The sequence below is a fragment of the Verrucomicrobiales bacterium genome (assembly GCA_016793885.1).
Classification (GTDB): Bacteria; Verrucomicrobiota; Verrucomicrobiia; order Limisphaerales; family UBA11320; genus UBA11320.
On the sequence record JAEUHE010000231.1, the window covers coordinates 1 to 21293 of the forward strand.

General features: G+C 60.2%; 8 protein-coding genes. 5 read left to right on the plus strand and 3 right to left on the minus strand.

The window, feature by feature from the left end:
- Nucleotides 1-323: 323 nt before the first annotated feature.
- Genes JNN07_25125 through JNN07_25135 form a run of 3 tightly spaced genes read right to left on the minus strand, consistent with a single transcriptional unit; the run spans nt 324 to nt 11524 of the window.
- Complete coding sequence (locus JNN07_25125; protein MBL9171039.1) at nt 324-5837, minus strand: hypothetical protein; 5514 nt, start codon at nt 5835-5837, stop codon at nt 324-326.
- A 42-nt stretch (nt 5838-5879) separates the two neighbouring features.
- Nucleotides 5880-7904: a hypothetical protein gene (locus JNN07_25130; protein ID MBL9171040.1), complete on the minus strand. Its 2025-nt coding sequence runs from the start codon at nt 7902-7904 to the stop codon at nt 5880-5882.
- Nucleotides 7905-7924: 20 nt separating this feature from the next.
- Nucleotides 7925-11524 (minus strand): hypothetical protein, encoded by a 3600-nt coding sequence (locus tag JNN07_25135; GenBank protein MBL9171041.1) that lies wholly within the window; start codon nt 11522-11524, stop codon nt 7925-7927.
- Between the two features lie 191 nt (nt 11525-11715).
- Between JNN07_25135 and JNN07_25140 the strand changes: the two genes are divergently transcribed.
- The 5 genes from JNN07_25140 (at nt 11716) to JNN07_25160 (ending at nt 21240) form a co-directional block, all read left to right on the plus strand.
- Nucleotides 11716-12657 carry an alpha/beta hydrolase gene (locus tag JNN07_25140; protein ID MBL9171042.1) on the plus strand — a complete coding sequence of 314 codons (942 nt, stop codon included), beginning with the start codon at nt 11716-11718 and terminating at the stop codon, nt 12655-12657.
- Between the two features lie 46 nt (nt 12658-12703).
- On the plus strand, nt 12704-14143 hold the full coding sequence (locus JNN07_25145; protein ID MBL9171043.1) for a PQQ-dependent sugar dehydrogenase: 1440 nt from the start codon (nt 12704-12706) through the stop codon (nt 14141-14143).
- 230 nt (nt 14144-14373) lie between these two features.
- A complete protein-coding gene (locus JNN07_25150) occupies nt 14374-18900 on the plus strand; it encodes a hypothetical protein (GenBank protein MBL9171044.1) in 4527 nt (1508 codons plus the stop codon).
- 135 nt (nt 18901-19035) lie between these two features.
- On the plus strand, nt 19036-19731 hold the full coding sequence (locus JNN07_25155; GenBank protein ID MBL9171045.1) for a response regulator transcription factor: 696 nt from the start codon (nt 19036-19038) through the stop codon (nt 19729-19731).
- 57 nt (nt 19732-19788) lie between these two features.
- Nucleotides 19789-21240 (plus strand): ATP-binding protein, encoded by a 1452-nt coding sequence (locus JNN07_25160; protein ID MBL9171046.1) that lies wholly within the window; start codon nt 19789-19791, stop codon nt 21238-21240.
- The last annotated feature ends 53 nt before the right edge of the window (nt 21241-21293 follow it).

A 21293-nucleotide genomic window follows, 5' to 3' on the forward strand; every position in this document is an offset into this window, starting at 1 on the left:
GGGCGGCGTGCGTTCAGCGGTTAAGGCTGGGACTCGCAACCAATGCAAGTAACCCCACCGAACAGGCCAGAACCTGAGTTTTTGCCCACGGAACACACTGACCACACGGATGGAACCGCAGAGAAGACGGCCCATCCCCTATCCAATCTGACCTCTGCGCTCTTCCCGTCTCTGTGGTGCAATTCGGACGTCCCCAGTTCGGGTCCCATCCGTGTGATCCGTGTAATCCGTGGTCACAATCGCCTCGTTCCCTCTTCCCCGGTCAGCGGCGGTTCCGAAACAGCAACAGGGGGCATCGTCCGGGGACGGACGACACTACAACATCAGAAATCGATCTCCATCCCCGGGTCATCCCCACCGACTCTCAACATGATGCCCAGGCTCTTCGAAATCTTCAGGCAGAAGGGACAAGGTCCGAATCGTCCTTCCACAAACCCGTCGCCGAACAAGGTCAGACTGGCTCCCGCGGGTGCCGGTTGGTCCGCTCGATCCAGAAGTCCGCCATTCTTCGGATCGCTTCCAAGCCCCCCATTCGGCACGCTAGGCGTGCCCGGGATGTCCACCAAACCGACGAGTTTCAACTCTCCACGGACGCTGAAGATGCAGAGGAGTGTTCCTTCGACACCGAAGAACTGCTTAGCTCCCACCAGGATCCGACCTTCGTCGTTCACAAAGGCGAAAAACCCTGCTCCGCCACCCACCCGCACCGTGAAGAGGCAGGTGGAGGGGATCCCAAACACTTCGTTCAGCGGGATCCAGCCCTCGCCATAGGCATACACGCCCGTCAGCGGTAGCGTGCCTTCCAGTGAGGGACTGGCTTTCGACAAGGCTCTACCGACCTCCGGATCGATGTCAGCAATCACCTTCAGGTCGCAGGTCCGACCAAAATACAGACCCGCCGCCACCTCATACGCGTTCATCCGACCGCGAGCCTTCGCAGCGATGTAAGCCCAGTCCTTCGTCTTGCCGCCGCCCACCGCAATGGAGCCCATGCCCGCCGCCAACCGCACTTCCGTCACCACGACGGGGCCAATTCCAATCTGCCCGGTCAGCCCGAAGTACCCATCAAATCCCTTCACCACCAACGGGGCCTTCGGATTGCTGGGCGGATCGTTCTGCAGAGTGATTTTGCTTCCAACTTCCGCGCGGATCCCCTCGCCAATCCAGGAGATTTCAGCGTTGGCATCGACTATCACCTCGGTCAGACGGGTCGTGCCGTTCCGACATCCCGACGGCGGGCTGTCCGAATCAAACTCTTGAATCCGGAGATGCGCCCCCACCTTCATCTTGTCCGGCACGTTGAACTCGAACTGTCCGTTGATATCCAACAAGCGCAAAGACTCGTCGTTGATCTGCGCGTACCCTTCCAACTTGGCCGCGCCTAGCTTGCCGGCAATGTCGCCCAGGGCGCCGTTGACCGTGGCATCGAGGCCAGCGGTGTAATCGGACGCTTTTTCTTCCACCACCGTCCGAAGCAGCGTGTTGACCTCTCCAAACAAATCATCCAGCGCCCCGCGGAACGACGTGTTGAGATCGGCAAGGTTCTGCTTCAGGACCGACTGCAACTTCGGAACGAGCACCGTGGCGAGCAGACGCTCCTTGATAAGCCGTTTAAGCTGAGGAACCACGACATGTGGCGGGTTCTCTGTGCGCCAGCGAACGGGGTCTGGTAACGTGCCATAGCGAGCTTTGATATCATCCAACGCCGCCCGGCTGGCAGTGTCCAAGGCCTGCCCGGATTTGCCAAGCGCCGCGAAGAGCGCGCTCACTTGTGACAGCGTCACGGTTCGGGCCTGTCGCAGCCGATCCCGCACCGACGTCAGACCCTGGCTCAGACTGCGCAACTGCAGATCCATTTTCGGCAACTCAGCCACCAACACCTCGTCGACCGCGGCGCCGGCAATCGCGGCCAGGGCCGGGATGTCCGACTGGGCCAGGAGGGCCTTGACCATCGAGCCCACTCCCGGCTCGCCCGCAGGATCCGCCGAATTCAGCAGGGCGATCAGCAGGTTGAGCCCCTGCTCGGCCTGATCGAGTCGCTGAACAATATCCGTGACCAGCGCACCGTCCGATCCCACAGCGGTCAACTCCGCTCGCACCGTGGCGAGCTGAGCATCGATCGCAGCCACATTTCCCAAGCCCTGATACACCAGCTGCACCGGCGTCTCCAAGGCCGCGTCCAAGGGCGGATCCAAGGCCCGCGTCATCTGTTCGGCCAGCAGACCGTCCAGTTGTTGAATCGCATTCGCAATGGGCAGCGCCTCCCCCATCGCCTGTGACAACCCCGAGAATAGCCCAGTCACTTCCTCGATCGCCCCGGTAATTAGTTTGGCGGTGTTGAGCCGGGGCAGACCCTGGTACTCCGCTCCGAAAGTCAGTTCCGCAATCTCGGGCGTCAGCGATGTGAGGCTCCGATGCACCCCGCCAAGCACGAGCAGATCTCTCTGAATGGAGGCGGCATCAAACCTACGCGTCGTTCCCTGCCACTGCAGCGGGAAGGAAAAGTCCACCGTGTTCAACCAGACGCGTTCTCCCAGGGGGTTAAAGGTGGAGGTCGCGGGATTTCGATACTCGTTCACATCAGACCCTTCGAAGGCGTAGTGGTTGGTATCGAAGTTCCGATGCGTGAAGAAGTGACGGCCTAAGCCGTCCTTCCATCCCTCGCCCGGCCCGCGCGTAGGATCCGCATGCCAGCCGCCCATGAGAAACTGCTGACTTAATTCCGTCGCGCGCGAGCTGGAGCTCGCGTGCACCTGAACCTTGCAATCCTGATACCAGGGCAAATCCATCGTGCCGGCAAACGAGAGGAAACCGCGGTCCGGCCGGGTTTTACCCGCTGGCAATTCCGGATTGTTAAAGTATGCCTTAGTAGCAGGCGTGAGTTTCCAGGGCTTGCTGCCAGGACCAGCAATCGTCAGCTGGGTCGGCAACTCCAATCTCGAGTCCACACCCAAACCTGCGGAAAGAGGATCCCCCTCGGTCACGAAATTCCCCGAGGCTTTGAACGCGAACTCACCGAACAAGCGGGACGCGGTGACCGCCGGCAATTTCGTCTCAACTCCCAAAGCAATGAATCCCGTCGCCACGTCGGCACAGCCGTTCAAGACCGGCTGCTTGAACTCCATCGACAGCGGGATGAAATCCGTCTCCCAATAGTCCAGAGTCTTTGTCTCGCCACGAGTGTCCAGGGTGCAAACTCCCGGCTGACCCTGACACTTGAAGAACAGATTCTTAAACTGAAGGTCGAAGCCGAGAGCGGGTGTCACCGGGTCTGGCACGCGAACCGAACCTCCCGTTCGACTGTCGGTATTCTCGTTGTCCAAGTAGGCGAGGCGCAAGCCGTCCAGGGTCACGTCAAACCCATACATCTTGAGCACCGGAGGCAGGAGCGAGACCGCGTCATGAATTCCGTTCACCCCAGCCGGACGGACATAGTACTTGGAGCGCAGCTTAAGTGCGTAGGGCGGCGTTTCGCGATTGGCCAGAATGCTCTGGGCTTGCTGATCCGTGGTGCGGAAGTTCAGTCCGGCATAGTCGGAAAAACCTTCCGAATATTCGGGAGTCAAAGGCCGCTCCAGACGGTCCGCCACCTCAGGAGATCCATACCCCGTCAGAAGCAAGGCCGCCGCCTGATCGACAGTGGGTAGCGTCGAGGCCACCAGTGCGTGACCGGGCATGTGTAACCCAGCCCGCGTCCATTCCGTCGTGCGATGCGCGAACCGCGGGCTGTCATCAATCGTGCCCCATTCCATCGTTTGAGGGGCCACATTCCCTGCCGCTTGCAGCCCGCGATCCGGCGTAAAGCGCATGGTGGCATCGTCCGCGGCGAATTCGAAGCTCCCCGCCTCCACCTTCGATCCCGGACAATCCGGACCCGGGCATCCTCGATGGTATCGCAGGGTCGTTGGGTTTAACGTATCGATGAACGAGGGTTCCGTGACCACCGAGTTCACCAAGGTCAGCTGGCCACGACCGCCACCCGACCAATCGACGGGCTGCCCCAATGGAAAGTGGCTGATCAAAAAGCCCGGATCGATATCCAGCTGCGTCGTGAGCAGCGCTTTCCCCTCGGCATCGGCTGCGATGGACACATCTCCTACCCGGCCGACAAACCGATAGAACCCGTCATTGCCATAGCGTTGTTGCAATGTGGTTAGGACACCCACCTCATGACGAAGATGTTCGTTCAGCCGAACCCACTCCTGCGATTCGACCGAGAATGTCAGAGTTCCTTCACCGCGATTCCACTGAATGTAAGGAGTTCTCAAACGCAGCGGCAAGGTGTCATGAGAGGCATACCAGCTCACACCGCCTGGCGCCTCAAATCGCACCGGGGATGCGGCCGGAAGAAGGCTGTCGTCCAGCAGCACATCCCGCACCTCAAGCACCGGCAACAGCAGACGAGACGTGGGCGAAGTCGTGACACCGAAGCCGGCCGGCAACACGAGGCCCAGGGCATCGGCCACCACGCCATTCGGAGTCAACTGGAGTATCGTGCGGATCACTCGCAATCCCGCGACCGTCTCGATGTCGACGCCCGGCGTGCTCAAAGCCTGCTTGGCGGTGTCGACCATCAAGGCATCGCCATTGCGAAAAATCATCACGGGGAACGGCACACCATCCCCGTAGGTCCGGCCGGGGGCTGCGGAATAAGTCCCGGTCCCGATCGCGATCGCCAATTGTGAAGTAAACCAATCCCCGCCCGCTGGGTCGTTCGCCGGAGCGGGGACGATGGCGGCCGACGTTGGATCGTTCGCGATCTCGGTAAAGACCGTCTCAGGGGCACCCGCGAAGAGCTTTCCTGAAAGTCCCAGCAGCCGACTTGGCATGGTCGCGGGGGAACGCGGAAAACCCTGAGGAATGACCGTAACTCCATCCGACTCCAAGGTCTCCATGGTCACTTCCAGTCGATACGGCCGCAACGGATCGAACGTCAGCCAATCCGCAGGCGCAAATGTCACTCGTTGGCTAATGGCGGTGACGCTGGGACTCTGGATCAATTCGTCCTGCCGATAGGTCGGGACCGAGACAACAAAGCTGACGGTATCGGCCGCCAAGACCACATCCACGGGAGCCAACGGATCACTGTCGTCGAGCAGCCGCATGCGCAACGTCACCGTCACATCATCCGAGGTCGGCGCGGCACCCAACTCATCGAAGCGCAACAGCCGTCCATCGACTTGGGCGGAGAATTCTTCCTGTCCCGGCTGGGAACGGATGATCACCGTGCTGCTCATCAACACCTCATCCACATCTCCCAGAACATGAAACTCGGCATCCGTCGGCTCCGCAGCCGCGAAGTAAAAGAAATACTGTGGCGCGGTGGTACGGGGGGTGGAAGCCCCGGTGAACACCCCTGAGCCGGGAGGCACTTCTCGCTCCAGGGACGCTTGCACTCGGTACGCCCCAGCTGGGTTGAGAGGTGTCAACGGAATGAGCACCGCCGGGACGAACTGATCCGTTCGGATGGTTCCGATGCCACCCGGAATTCCGCCAGGTTGTTCCACTGTGACGGTCGAAGTCACTCCGCCCGCCCCATCATCGAGATCGACCACATTGCCCGCCTCGTCGAGCAACTGAAAGTGAGTCCGAAACAAGGCCGACTGCGGAGCGAGCCCCGTGCCGGTGAAGCGCAACGTCGCCTGCGCTGCCACCCCATGGCGATTGGATGCCGGGTCCCCGTCCGTGCCGTCCGCCGCAACGATGACATCATCGGGATTGGTGATGACTAGCCGGCTGATAGTGGAGGTGAACGCCGCATGGGCCGAGTGTGAAAGGCCGAGCGTCAGGCACATCCAGACACTGATCCGCAGGCAACATAGAAACGAAGTCTTCATAGGACGTAGGACAGTGTATTGAGGGAAAGGGATCATCGCGGATTAGGGTGCACGCAAGCGGAAGAACAGCCGCGAATCTTGAATGAGTAGCTCGTAAGAACGCCCCGTGGGCTGAGGAACGACATCGGTCCACGTGATTAAATCGGGACTCGATTGGAGCACAATGGCACCGGCATCCGCCGGCCAGTCGAGCCGCAGCACCGGACCATCGGGTCCAGCTGAGGTGCTGAGCGAAATGATCCGCTGAGGGTTGTCGATTGATGGGCGGCTGCGCGGATCCAGCGGGTCGGTACCTGCGTTTTGTTCCGTTAGGGCGTTCGCCCCGTCCCCATCGGTGTCCGCATTGGGATCGAACTGTCCGAACGCCGACTCCCAGGCGTCCGCCAATCCGTTCTGATCAGCATCCACCCCTGGATTCGAGGCGATGTCGGATGGACGCGGTGAAAAAGTGTAAGTAGCCGTCCGCAATAAACCCGGCTTGCCACCCGGCGGAATCGCATAGGCTTGAAGCGCGGTGGGTCCGGTTAGCTCAATGGGAGCATCCGCCACCTGCCAAGCGGACTGGCGATCCTTCCGGAAGAGGACGCTCTCGCCGCTTCGAGTGGCGCTCAGGGTTACCGACAATCTGGCGTCCCCCTCTGGGTTCAACGTCGGATACTGCCCGGCCGGCGGCGAGAACTTCACATCCCCAATGGGCGCTCCAACCCCGGCGGTCAAACTGGCGGCGCTGGCGGCCGGCAGGAGTTGATTCACTAGAGCGAAGCGGGCGGTTGGGTCGGAAACGGTCACCGAACCATTCGGACGCAACCCTTGCTCAGCATTCACAAAACGCTCCGACGCGATGGATCGGCTGTTCCCGGACAACTGCCCTCCCTGAGAACTCCAGTCGCCCTGACGCTCTCGATTGATCAAGGTCGCCCGGGGATTCACCAGCGGCTCTGCGGAAAAGAAGAACACATTGGCACGCCCTGCCGTCGAAGGAATCGCCGGAAGGGCCGTCGTAGCTCCCTCCGTCCACACACCGCCCGACAAGGTCCATCGGGTGATGGCTTGGGAACGTCCACTCGCTCCGTGGAGCAGCCCGAGATTTCCTTTCCCGCTGGGGACGGCGGTAGTGAAAACCTCCCCACCGGCAGCCGTCAGAGACTGTTCCAATCGGCTCGGAGTTCCTCCCTCGAAAGAATAGAGCGCTGCGCTTGTTCCACCCTCAAAGAAGACCAAGAGCTGCTGCGGATCGGCATCGATCACCACCAAGGAAACGAGTGGCTGTGGAAAGGCATAGTCCTCGCCGTCCGACCACACCGAACCTCCCGCGCCATTGTGACTGGAGATTTGGACATCGGCGCTGCCCGGCTTCCAGAATACAGCCATGGAATCGGCGTTTCCTGCCACAAACCGCCCGGTGACAAACCGGCTGCCCTCCGGCAAACCGGTTCGAAACACAGTCCCCGCGCCGTCGGGACTCACGCCGATCCAATCACCGGCCCGCATCGCGGCCACGCGTCGTGTCTGGCCGACGCGACGCGTGATCGGATTACCCCAAGCCAAGGGAACGTCTATCGTGGCGGCAATCGCGGTGTTTACTGCCGCTCCCGCAGTATTCAAGGCGTGAGCCAGGACAGCGCCTGGAGGATCATTCTGATCCGTCACCGCGAGTAAAGGGGCGCCAGCCGCGGCGTGGGCAGCCAAAACGCTGAGCCCCAGTCCCGGCTGATACCAGATCGCGCGCTGATTGTTGCCCGGGCTCCAAAGCTGAATCCGGTTCCAAGCGGTCGATGCCACCGCCACAACATGAGCCGAGCCTCCAAAAAAGGGTCCCACGGCCAGCAGGGAGGGATCATCGACGCCACTGGAACTCGAACTCCAGTTCCACGATCCGTTGGCTTGCTGCAAGCCGATGCGGACCTCGCCCGAGGCACGATCCACCAGCGCCACATCCAAGCGTCCATCCGCGTTGAAATCGCCCGGAGAGCACAACTCTTGCTCGGTAAAGGTGGTGACCGGCTCTTGGGCAGAAGCGACAACCGACAGCAGCGCCGCTCCGAAGATAAGAACAAAACGTTTCATAGGCGTGTGAGCGGGAAAAGTTATTCAATCAAGAGCTGACCCGCGTTGACGGAGTGCAGCAGTTCGCCTCGAGGACTGAAGGTCACCAGGGTGTATTCGTAACGAGCCCCCATCACGACCGGCTGAGTGTCGAGCAGACAGAGTTCAAAGGTATCTTGAATCTCCGAGTTGGGGCTGAAGCGGAATCGGATCGCGAAGAACGGGTCGCTCAGTGCGATACCCGGTCCATCGATTGCCGGCCGAAACGCGATTTGCCGGACCAAGGGCGAAACTTGGACGGTGTCTCCCTGCGCTTGGGGAAAGAGCGGGCTGGGCACTTGCCGACGATAGAGGACAAAGCCTTCCGCCAACTCCGGCTTCCCGTTCCCCATGGGCGCGTAGACATGAAGGTTGGGATTGGCGCGCTCCGCACCGGCCGATCCGGGCCGAGGATTGTAGACCACATGTGGATCTCCCTGCCCCCGAGGGCGTCGATAATCCCGTCGATCCGTCGAGGCCAACGTCGCCACTCTCACCCCCACCACCACAGCGTCAGGTTCATCGTAGGGCCAGAGCGTTTGATCTGTGGTATCGGGAGTGGGACCGCCAGGGGGGACCGGAGTCGCGAGGCGAACCACTTCCACGCCCGGGAAACTTCCCGAGGGCGGCAACGGTCGTGCCGGCCAGGGAACCACGGGCTCGGGCGCTGGCTCTTCAAAGGTCCAGCTAAAGGAATGGGTAGCACTGGAAGGGCCCTCCAGCTTGGGAATCCCCAGTGCCGTAACCCGGACTTCGTAAGTCACCCCTTCTTCGCAATGGAAGTCGATCGTGAACGGCGGGGCCGATGGAAAATTCCCGCCCAGCCGGCCGGTCTCAAAGAACTCCGGTGCCGAAGCCAGTTTCACAATGGCCCCTCCCGCCAGCGTTTGCAGCGGTTTCAAGACCGATCCGACCGCGGAGTAAATGATCGGAATTCCACCCGCCGTCACGCGGTCAAAGTCGGCTCCAAACTTCGGAGGAAGCGGCTTGTTGTTCAACGGCTTCACGAACACCCGAAAACGATCCACTCCCACCGGCGGACAGGACCAGGTCAAACGCATGATGGGGTCCTCGCGGGTTCCAGCCGATTCCGGCGGACTGAGCCGCGGCGCCGGCAGCGACACAGGCTGGATCGGCACGCAGGGTTCCATGCGGACGAGGGCGGAGCCATTCCCGTCACGATCAACCAACTGCGCATAATAGCAAACCGTGGCTCGCGTCGTAGGCAACCCCGTGTCCAAGGCGACCACTTCGCTCGACGGCACGCTCGGATCGAAACTCTTGAGACCTTGTCGAATCAGGGTGTAGGGCCCGTCATCCACGCGTCGGAACAATCTCCACTCCTCGGTGCGCGGCTTGAGCGGGAATCGGATCTGAAGAGGAGGAATCTCCTGACTGCCAGGAGCCGTCGCCAAATGCTCGCATGGTGAATCATCGAAACGCAGGACCGGAAAGGCTCGCACCGAGACGTTCCCGGGATTGCTCGGAAAACGCCAACCGATCACCCCCTGACGACATTGGCTGAAACCCACCTTGCGCCAGATGGTTGCAATGCCCCCGATCGACGAAGCCTGAATCAGGAGCGTCTGGCCATCGAGCTGAACCGAGGCGACCCCTTGAGCGGTGAAATCTTCCGGGTCCAGGCTGAGGATCTGCACCCCTACCGGCGGGCCTAGCAACACATCGGACAGCGGTTCTCCCGGAACCAGTTCAGCATCGGTGAGCGCTGCCGTCAGAAACGAGAGAGTCAGGCTGACATCGCCCGGAGGCGTCAATTGAGGGGCGCAGGACGCCGTATTCCCCCTGGTTCCGCCGTACGTTTGCGTCACACAGTAGAACAACTGGGTGTCACCGAGTTGAGCAATCGGAAGATCGATTTCCTGCACCACGGTGTCGAAGGTTTCCGCAAAAACGTGGGTGGGGAAGTTGATGGTCGACACCACCACCCCCCGGGAAATGACTTCCATCCAAAACGTCGCCGAGGCGATGCCGCGATTTTGTCGCGTGCATTCCACTCGGAAATGGCGACGCCCGTCTTGCGGTCCGGCATACGGTTCGAATCGCTGCGGCTGGCAAATCACCGCGGCATTCGGGCAGCTTCGATCCACCACTCCGCTGGGGGCGTCCGGACCGGTGCGCTCGCGCAAGGAGCCAAAGACCGGGGCGCTGAAAGGACTTTTGATGGGGCCGCAGGGCGAATCGTGAATCGCGCGGACCGAAAACCAGAATGTCTTGCCGCGCGTGTCTTTCACGTCGGCCGCATCGTCCACGTAACTCAACCACACGGCGTCGCCCGCATGCGCGACGGTCGCCAGCGGAACCAACCCTTCGCGAAGCACGGGATCCTGCAGTACGGGGAGATTATCCGACCCACGATAGATCTCATAGCGTTGGGTGGTGTCGCGACCGGTGTCGGTGTTGGACTCAAACGAAAAGAGGAATCCCTGAGTTCCCTCGGAGCTATCGGGAGCCGGTTGCCAATGATTTTCCAACTTGAGCCGGAAAGGCGACTTCGGCGGAAGGGTTCGGCAGACGATGCCACGTCCTCCGGCCGAAACCGCACCGTCCCGTCCTAACAGATCTCGTGCGGTGGCAAAATAGAACCACTCCGTTCCTTCAACCAACGGATCGTCGACATTCACACCCTCGGCATTCATGCGATAGCGGTTGCCGTCGTCGGAATAGAAAACCAGATCCTTGAACGTGACGAAATCGATGGCCTCTGCGGCCGTCAACATCTGCTCGGGAACGATCGACTGAGGTGTCACCAATTGGGCCGAGCCCTGGAGATCGTTGAGCGTGGGAGGGGTGTTGTCCCACCCCCGGGTCACAGCCAATTCCAGAGGCACGCGCCAGAGTACCACCCCGGCGCTGAGCAACGACTGTCGACGCAGCGGATCGGGTGTCGACCAGCGCAGTTTGATGTTCAGGTCGCCTTTGGGGGTAAGGTCTGGAACCTGAACCGGGGCACCCGGGGCAGGCAGCGGATCCGGTTGTCCGGCGGTCAAGGTGAGCCGTCCCAGAACCCGGACCACCTCGCCGGCTGCGTCCAGTTCCCGCAATTCGAAGGTAAAGACCTCCCCGAGGGCCACCGGAGTCGGCCCAGCCCATCCCAGCCCTAAAGCCATCCTCAGACTAGGATGACCTTGCGCTAGAAATCGGAGGTTTTGATCCAAGGGCGCGTCGACGGTGGCCTGTTGCAGCAGGGCCGACAGCATTTCTGCCAGCGAAGGATCCCCCGCCCCATTGAAACGACGGTACAGCTGGGTGACCGCATCGCTCAGCGTGGATAGATTTTCACCCAACTGGCTCGCACGCTGCAAAAACACTTGCAGCACAGCGACCTCCGTTCCAGCCGAGACCGGCAGGGTGGGAGCAAAGAGACCCGGACCGCCCTCTGCGCCCGCCTTCATAGCCACGCCAAGTCTCTTGCCGGCGAGCAGTTCGGGTTGGCTGGGAGTCCAGACCGCGTAGACCCACGGTCGACCGGAAGCGTCGGTGGTGGTGGTTCCCACGGTCAGAAGGGTGTCGGGCACGTCCAACTGGCCCCACGCGGACCAAGCCAAACTGCTGGCGATGATGAAAGCAACTAAGGTTTTCATGGAAAATCGATGGGTTCCGCCCTAAAAGTAGAACCCTACCTCCATTACCTCAGGAACCAGAAGCCACGATTACAAAGAGTTTACAAAATCCCAACCGAACCGAAAAAGTCCGGTTCCGGGTTTGCGTCGTGATGATCGATTGACTCAAAGTGGGACAGATCAATAGCCCGCACCCATCCAATCAAAGAACTATGCGACATCTCTCCCTGAACTGGACTCGATGGAGTCGAGCGGTCCTTCTCGCCCTAGCCGTGCTGTGTTTCCCACGTCTGTCACCGGCAGCCGAAGAATCCGCCCTCCTCGAGATTGAGCGCAAGGTGACCCATGGCTACGCCACCAACGAAGGTGTTCGTCTCCACTATGCCCAACTGGGTCAAGGCCCCCTGATCGTCATGATTCACGGATTTCCGGACTGCTGGTTGACCTGGCGGGCACAGATGGAGGTGCTGGCCAAGGATCATGAAGTCGTGGCGGTCGATCAACGCGGTTACAACCTCAGCGACCGTCCCAAGGGGGTGGAGAACTACGACATGTCGAAACTGGTATCGGATGTTGCCGCCGTGGTCCGAGCTCGCGGCCGTGAACGGGCCATCATCGTAGGACATGACTGGGGTGGGATCGTGGCTTGGACGTTCGCCATGACCCGGCCGGAGATGACGGAGAAGTTGATTATTTTGAACCTGCCCCACCCGCGGGGACTGAGTCGCGAGCTGGCCACCAATCCCGAACAACAGAAAAACAGCGCCTACGCTCGACGGTTCCAGCAGGAGGGAGCCCACACCAATCTCACGGCCGCCGGCCTCACCTTCTGGGTCAAGGATCCAGCCGCCCGCGCCCGATATGTTGAGGCCTTCGAACGGTCGGACTTCGAAGCGATGCTCAATTACTACAAGCGCAACTATCCTCGGGAGCCGTACACCGAGGACACCTCGCCCGTCTTCAAGGTGAAGTGTCCCGTGCTGCTGATCCACGGGCTGAAGGACAAGGCGCTGCTGTCCGACGCCCTGAACGGAACCTGGAAATGGGTGGAGCAGGATCTCACTCTCGTCACCGCGCCCGAGGCTGACCATTGGGTGCAACAAGACGCGGCTGATTTGGTCACCCGAACGATGGTGAGCTGGCTGAAGCGGTAGGAAAGGAGTATTCAACACGCGGGCTTCATTGTTAGAATCGGAACTCATGAAGCCGATCCGTTATGGACTCCAGGTTGCCATCGCTCTGGCCACCACGCTATTCATTAACTCGCACTCACGTCTTGAAGCCGCCGAGCAGTCTGCCAGCGCACCGGGCTTCCGAAAGGTGATCCTCGAGACGAACTGCTTCAACCCGATGGAACTCGCCGTGCTGCCTGATGGCCGGGTGCTCTTCGTCGAGCGCTTCGGAGCCGTGAAGATCTGGAAACCGGAGACTCAAGCCAGTGTGCTAGCCGCTCAAATGAACGTTCATGGCACCCTGAACGCCATGAACGCCCGTCAGGAGGACAAAGGCAGTTGGGAGGCTGGGGTGCTCGGCGTGACTCTGGACCCGGGTTTCGCCCAAAATAATTGGGTGTGGCTCTACTATTCTCCTAAGGATGCCCCGGGCAATCACCTATCGCGCTTCACGCTCAAGGGCGATACCCTGGATCTTTCCAGCGAGAAGCGGGTCCTGTCGGTGGCGGTGCAGCGCGAGGTTTGCTGTCATGAAGCCGGCTCGCTGGCCTTCGATGGCTCCGGAAACCTATTCTTGTCCACTGGCGACAATACCAATCCATTCGCGTCGGACGGCTACAACCCCACCGACTACCGAACGAACCGATACGCGTGGGATGCGGCGCGCTCTGCCGGCAACGCCAACGACCTCCGCGGAAAGATTCTGCGAATCCGCCCGCAGCCGGATGGCACCTACACGATCCCGCCAGGAAACCTGTTTCCACCGGGAACCCCCAAAACCCGCCCGGAGATCTTCGTGATGGGATGCCGCAACCCCTTCCGCATCGCCGTCGATCCACTCTCCGGGACGGTCAGCTGGGGGGATGTCGGTCCCGACGCGCGCGAAACCAAGCCTGAACGCGGACCGGCAGGTTTTGATGAGCTCAATCGCACGCGCGAAGCCGGCAACTTCGGCTGGCCTTTTGTCATTGCCGACAATAAGCCATATCGCCAATACGATTTCGCCACTCAGCAATCGGATGCCGCGCAGGATGTCCAACGTCCCGTGAACCGTTCGCCACAGAATACAGGACCGGTCGAACTACCTCCGGCCCGTCCGGCCTGGATCTGGTATCCCTACTCGGCGTCCACTCGTTTCCCTCAAACCGGCAGCGGCGGCCGAACGGCCTGCGCCGGGCCCTTTTATCATTTCCGCGCCGACCTGAAGTCTGACCGCAAGCTGCCAGCCAACCTGGATGGACGCCAGTTCTTCTATGACTGGGAACGAGGTTGGATCCTAACCGCGATACCCGATGATAAAACCGGCCAGGCTCGGCTTGAACGCTTCGCTCCGGAAATCAAGCTGAAGCGCCCGTTAGAGATGGAACTGGGGCCGGACGGCGCCCTCTACGTGATCGAATTCGGCACGGGATGGGAGAGTAACAAGGATGCCCAGATCGTGCGAATCGAACCGATTCCCACTCCCTAAGCGCAACCTAACTTGGGGGTGAAAGAACGTCCGCTGCGCTCGGGGGCCGGGGAATCGTCCGGCATGGACGACGCTACAATGGAGTGTGGTCCGTCTCGGCCCATGGGGTGTCGGACTTAATTCTCCTTTCGAGGCTAGACCCAAAAACTCAATTTCCGGGAAACTTTTCATTGGGCTCGCTTAAGAACTGGGTGAACGGACTGATCCGTTGCAACCCAACACAGATACTTATGCGAGTTACCATGAAGCAAGCCGGCCGTTTTCTCCATCGGGTCACGAGGACCTTGTCTGTAGCCCCCATGGCGATGGGGCTAGCCACCTATTTGCTAGCTGCTGATCGAGTTTCCGGGGCGATTCCCGCAGTGGTAGAGTCCAACCCGCACGTCCTGCCGGACGTGAAGACCGCCTTCCAAAAGCTGAGCCACCATGGGGAAGCCATGGGCTTTCGGATGGGAGCGGGTGCCCGGTCGGCAACGTGGGATGGGAACCTGGCCAACGCCGAGGGGGTCAATGGCCGAGAAACCCACTACCAGGGGATCACCCGATCACGCGGCCCGGGGGTTCCCTACTTCTATGTCACCCGATCCGGAATCGCGGAGGGAGATGCTGGAAACATGATGGTGGTTCGACTCGGCACGCGTCCCACCGATGGCGAGCGGCTACGCTCGAACCGCCTGCTCCAGGACGCCAAAATCAATGAAACCATTCCGGCAGCGTCGGATGCCGTCGTGGCTAACGTCGTCTTCGACTACCATCACGCCGGCAGCATCACCCGGGTGGGGGATATTCTCGCGGTAGCTTTAGAAAACCCGATCCTTAGCGGTCTGCCCAGTGGCCGAATCGTCTTCCTGGATGCCAGCAACCCCGGACGCCCCGTAAGCCTGCCCTACACTCTGGACATCCACGACCACGATGCCGGCGTTGTGGGCCTGACGAAATTGAACGACGGCCACTTCTTCTTGGTGATCAGCTGGGGTAAGAATGAGAAACTGGAATTTTATCGGTCCACGGGAACCTCTTTCCGTGACCCCGGGTTTAGATTCGAACTCCACGACGCCTGGAACAGTAGCGAACTGTCGACCTGGCCCGCCGGAAGCGGTGCGTGCTATCAGGATCTGAGCTTGGTGACCCAAAGCGATGGGCGGGTGTTCATGATCGGATCCCGACGAGACTCCACGGCGGCCCCCCTGTTTGGAAAAGATTTGATGGCGCTTTATGAGATCACCGGCTGGCAGGCGAACGCCCCGGGAAAAAAAGTGAGCCTTAGCCTAACCGTGGCCGAGACCCAGAAATGGACCGACACTCCGGGCGTGGTCGGCAACCCGGTTCGAATAGCCACCTCAACGATCAACGCTGACTTTCTGGCCGGCGCAGGCGCCTATGTTTCTCCAACCGGACAACTCTACTTCTACGCAACGGAACACTGGAATGATGGGCCGGGAGGTTCGGTTCGTTGCGTGGAGTTCCGTCACGAGACCGTAGCCAGTGCGGGATCACCCCTCTATTCCAATCGTGCCAACCTCAAGACTTCCACCTTCGTCTTGGGGGAAGGCGACAGCATTACCCTGGATGCATCCCAGGCGTCACGTGGCATCAAGCCCTGGGTGGAGGTGTATGAACATGATGACTACACCGGACGCAGTGTGGTGATGGACTATGCAGACCGCGGGGTGGAAGACTATCAGGATTTCCGCAAGTTCGGAGATGGGTTCAACGATGAGGCCAGCGCGGTCCGATGGTACACCCCCATCGGCTGGAGCATCATGCTGCACAACGAGGACAATTTCGGGCTGGATGAAAGCATTCTGCTCCTGCAGGGGTCCGGAGTTCCTTCGGCGATGAGCCTGAAGGACGCCTCCTTCAACGACCGCGTCACCTCGATGCGGTTTATTCCCCCGGCCGGCAACAATCTCGACCAGGCGGCCACCGTAACCTGGAATGCGGATGATTCGAATCCGGCGCTGGCGTCCCTCGGCGCGCGGGAGACCAAAACAGCGATTCTCACCGCCGGGTGGGAAAGCGGCACCTTTCCGGTAAGCATCATCGTCGGTCCGGCACCGACGACCACCGAGAGCTTTACTTTCACGATCACCAATAAACCACCACGCATCGTTGCCGCCAAGGCCACCCCGGTAGCTGATGTTTCGGGGGAAGTCCAACTCCAGGTTTCCTACATCGATGATGGCATTGGCGACACACATTCCGCGGAAATCCATTGGGGCGACGGCACCGTGGACCGCATCGATTCGTTACCCTCGTTCGCTAACGACTTCACCCGATCCCATGTCTACCGTGAAACGGATCCCTGTGAGCCCGACACCTCCACCTTCCAGATCCACGTGACCCTGAAGGACAATGATGGAGACACAGCGCAGATCGAAAAAACTCATACCGTCGCGTGGCCACGTCCAACCGTGCGAACCAATGGCCCGGGAAACTCGCTGGTATTCGCTGATGGATCGGGACTGGCAACGATCGAACATCACTCCTCCCTGAATCCATTCCCGTTCACGGTCATGACCTGGGTTCGAACCGAGCAGACCAACTCGACCGCGCTGGTGTCGAAATACCTTTCAAACTTCGGAGGTTACCAGATTCACCTGATTCAGGGGCAGGTCCATGCCTGGCACTTCCATGATTTGCAGGGATGGGTGGCCGGCCCCGGAGAGGGCTTTGCGGCCAATGGAGTGGATTTCAATGGCCGGGGGCTGAATGGAGGTTTTGTGGCTGACGGAGCTTGGCACCATATTGCCTGGGTCGTGGACGAGACCGGAGGCACCCTCTATGTGGACGGGGTAAACCGCAACCGCGGGAACTGGGTCGGAAGCCCGGGAGCCTCCCAGATGAGCGATCACTTGCGGTTCGGCGTTTGGCCGGGATCCCGAGGTCCGTCGGATCGCAGCCGATTCATCGGAGAGTTGGATGAAGTCAGCCTGTGGAACCGAGTCCTTGAAGCCGATGAAATCGACTACCACCGATACCATCCCCTGAGCAGCTTCGAGCCCGGATTAATCGCGGTATTTAAGATGGACGAGGCCGAGGTTGGCAACCTACTCGGGTTCCGCGAAGGAACCGCCCGCTATACCGGAACAGTCACCACCGGTATCGCCTGGAGCCCCTCGACCGTGGGACGGGCGACATCCCCCGCTCCGCTCAACCAATCCATCCGGTTTGACGGTCGCGGAGGCGTCGTCATCGCTGAGCAGGATTCTCTGATGCCTTATCCCATGACCCTCAGCGCCTGGATCAAGACCGAAAGCACGAACCGAGCCCTGGTGATTCACAACTACTCCGAAGCTTCGGACATGGGATATCTACTGAGCATCGACCGGGGACGTTTGAAGGCGGAATACGCGCGCTCGAAGACAGACTACATTAGGGATGGTCTCCAACCCTTGGATGGCGGCGTGGTGGCCGACGGAATCTGGCATCACGTGGTGTTCACCGTATCGGACGATGGCGGAAAACTCTACCTGGATGGGGACCTCAAGATCCACGGCCTCTGGAAGGGAGTTCCAGGAGGCGCGAAGTCACAGCGAGACCTGACCTTTGGCCGATCACGGGATGCCAGCAGCGCTGGATGGCAGCCATTCGTTGGCGCGCTGGATGAGGTCACACTCTGGGACCTTGAAAAGACCGTCCAAGAGGCCCGCGAACTGGCCGACGGTCCGCTTACCGGAAGCGAAGCTGGAATGATCGGTTACTGGCCAATGGAACAGAGCCAGGATCCGAGATTGGAAGGGAAGGTCAGGGATCTGGCCAGCGCGGGCGGAGTCAATGACGGGAAAGCGGATTCAACGGTGGGGTGGCAAAGCTCGGACGTGTGGTCAGTCCGCCGCACCCAGGGACCGGGATGGGGTTTGCTCTTCGATGGGGTGACCGGGACAGTGGCCGTCGGCTCTAAAAACCCCATGAACGCCTACCCGCTCTCGGTGCTCGCCTGGGTGAAAACCACTCAGACAAATGAAGCGGCGCTCATCAACAACTACGAAGCTGGCTCGGCCAACGGTTGGCAGGTGTTTATTTCCGAAGGACGCCTGCGCGCCTGGTATTTCAAGGATTCCCGAAACCTGGTCTTCGGAGGCAATAACGGGCTGGATGGCGGTTGGATTGCGGATTGCCAGTGGCATCAGGTGGGCTTCGTGGTGGATGCGGCTGGAGGTCGGCTCTACGTCGACGGAGTGCTTCGCGCCAGCCAGGCTTGGGTGGGAACTCCTGGACCTTCCAGTTCTCGAGAGCCGCTCCGGTTGGGCAACTATCCCGGGAACTCCCTCCCCTCAGGCGCCCACTATTATGGGCTGATGGATGAGATCAGCATTTGGAACGTGGCTCTGACCCTTGAGCAAGTGAATAGCTTTGGATGGAGCCAGCCGCAGGGCGACACACCCGGAATGCTCACGTATTGGCGATGCAACGAGGGGCAAGGCACTTCCCTGCTCCCCTTTAATCATGCCAAGTCCGCACTCTCAGCCACGCTGAATGAGGGGGTAAGCTGGGTGAGATCGGATGCGATTGTCGGCACTCCGGCGATGGTTCCCAGGATCGGCCAAACGGAATGGACACCCGCCACAGGAACCCATATCCGGTTCCCGGGACAGTCCCGGTATCGTTACCACGTCGAGCGAACCGCGAGTCTGGAGAATCCAACATGGCAGAGCCTGGGCCTCGCGATCGAGACGGCACCCGGCAGCTTCGAGCTGGTTGATCCCACCTCGACCGCAGGTCGTGCTGGATACTATCGTCTCGTGACCCAGTAGGTTCTGAACCTCGAACCGCATTCAGAAAATTCATAGTCCTCGTTCCTCTCCTGGCGGACCTCCTCAGTGCTTTGTCACGACAGTGGACACAGAGCGAACTCGACGAAGGTGCCCAGCATATGCTAGGAACTCAATGTGCGCATCCTGGTCGTGGAAGATGAATGTAAGGTGGCCCGCTTTATCGAGGAAGGGCTCCGCGAACAAGCGTATGCGGTCGACTGGGCTCCGGATGGCCAGGAAGGACTGTATCGGGCCTTGAATAACGCCTACGACTTGATCGTATTGGATGCACTACTGCCCAAGAAGGACGGTTTCACCCTGCTTCGGGAGATTCGCTCGACAGGCAGCAATGTGCTAGTGCTGATGCTGACTGCACGAGCGAGCGTGCGGGATCGCGTCCAGGGGCTTGATGCGGGAGCGGATGACTATCTCACCAAGCCTTTTGATTTCGATGAGTTCCTGGCTCGTGTGCGCGCGCTGTTGCGCCGGAGTACGGCCGACGGCCAACTTATACTCCGTGTTGCGGATCTTGAGCTCGACCCCCGAACACGGAAAGTAAGTCGCGCAGGCCGCCCGTTGTCACTCTCCGCCAAACAGTTCAGCGTCTTGGAGTTCCTTCTGCGCAACCCGAACGAAGTCGTCACTCGAACCAAGCTGGCCACTCATGTGTGGGATGAAAACTTCGATCCATTCAGCAATGTGATTGATGTGACCATGCATCACGTTCGTGAAAAGGTCGACCGCGAGTTCTCACCCACACTCATCCACACCGTGCGAGGAGTTGGCTACGTGCTGAAAGTGGAGGGATGCCCCCGAAATTGCATTTCTTAACGCAAGTTAATGTTGGTTTCACCCAGGGTTAATGGACCACCAGGCATCCTACCACGCATGAAAAGCATTCGGACTCGCCTCATGGTAGGCATTGGTGTTGTGGTCGGCCTGGGGCTGACCACCTTCTCGATTGCCTTTTTCAACCAAGTAGTGCTTTGGATGCGAGAGGATCTGAACGAGAAGCTCACCAATCGCGCGATCGCCTTCGCGTTCGCGGTAAATCCTCGCCGCCCCATCTACGAAGCCCATTTTGATCGCGGGTTCCGCCCTGAGGTGAGTGGAACGCTGTATCTGCTCTACGATACTAACGGCACGGTAATCGGGAAATCCACCGGCGTCAGCGTGCCCTTTGGTCTTAGCCAGCTCGCACGCGAGCAAACCCACCCGTTCGCCAGACCGTTGAAGGAGGAAATCACGCTCCCTGGGGGAATACCTTTCCAGGTGGCCACCTACCCGGTCTTCATCCGAGAGGACGGGCCGACCCGAACGCCCAAAGGTGATGATCCTACCCAATTCATTCCGACCGACCGCACCATCACCGCTTGGGCTCAGGTGGGCACCGCGATCGGGGGGCTGCACGACCGCGTCCTGCGTTTGCGCCTGTGGCTCACGCTCGCAAGTGTGGTGTTTTTCGGCAGTGTGATGGCTTGTGTCTACTATCTGACCGGACAGTGGTTGCGGTCGCTGAGTCTCGCCACGGAAACTGCCGAAAGACTCAGCAACTCCGAGATCGGGCAACTTCGCCTAATCACGCCATCGGACGAGCCGGAAATCAACCGGTTGACCCAAGCGCTCAACGGCATCCTCGACCGCTTAAACGAGTCGCACAACGCACAGCAACGCATGGTAGCGGATGCCTCCCACGAGCTGAGAACACCGCTCACCATCCTGCGGGGAGAAATCCAGGTGGCTCTCCGTCGGGAGCGATCCATCGACCGGTATCAGGCAGTTCTGGCCAGCAACCACGACGAAATTGTTCGGCTCTGCCGAATCGTCGAGAACCTGCTCACGCTGGCGCACGCGGATGCCGGAGAAGTGCTGGTGAAACAGGAACGAGTCAAGGTCGAGGTACTCGTTTCGATGGTGTGCGCCAAGCTCTCCCCCCTGGCGGACCCCCATCAAGTCCGCCTGCGCACGGAGCTCCAGGAAGGACTGATCGTGCTGGGGGACCCCCTCGCCTTGGAATCGGCCCTAACAAATCTCATCGAGAACGCCATCCGCCACTCCATGCCCGACGAGGAAGTGCAGGTGCGAGCCGCGGCGCAGGAAGAAGAAGTCGTCGTGGAGGTGATCGACGGAGGAGCGGGGATCGCACCCGAGCACCTCCCGCGGCTGTTCGAAAGATTCTATCGTGTGGACAAAGCACGTTCACGGCAACTCGGAGGTGCAGGACTGGGGCTGGCCATCGTCAAAATGCTGGTGGAAGCACATGGGGGAACCGTCGGGGTGAAGAGCACCATCGGAACCGGCAGCACGTTCACCATCCGCTTGCCGACCGCCCCTCCATGAAACACCAGGACCTTAACGCGTTTTAATCTCGCGTTAATCATGGATTAAGCCTT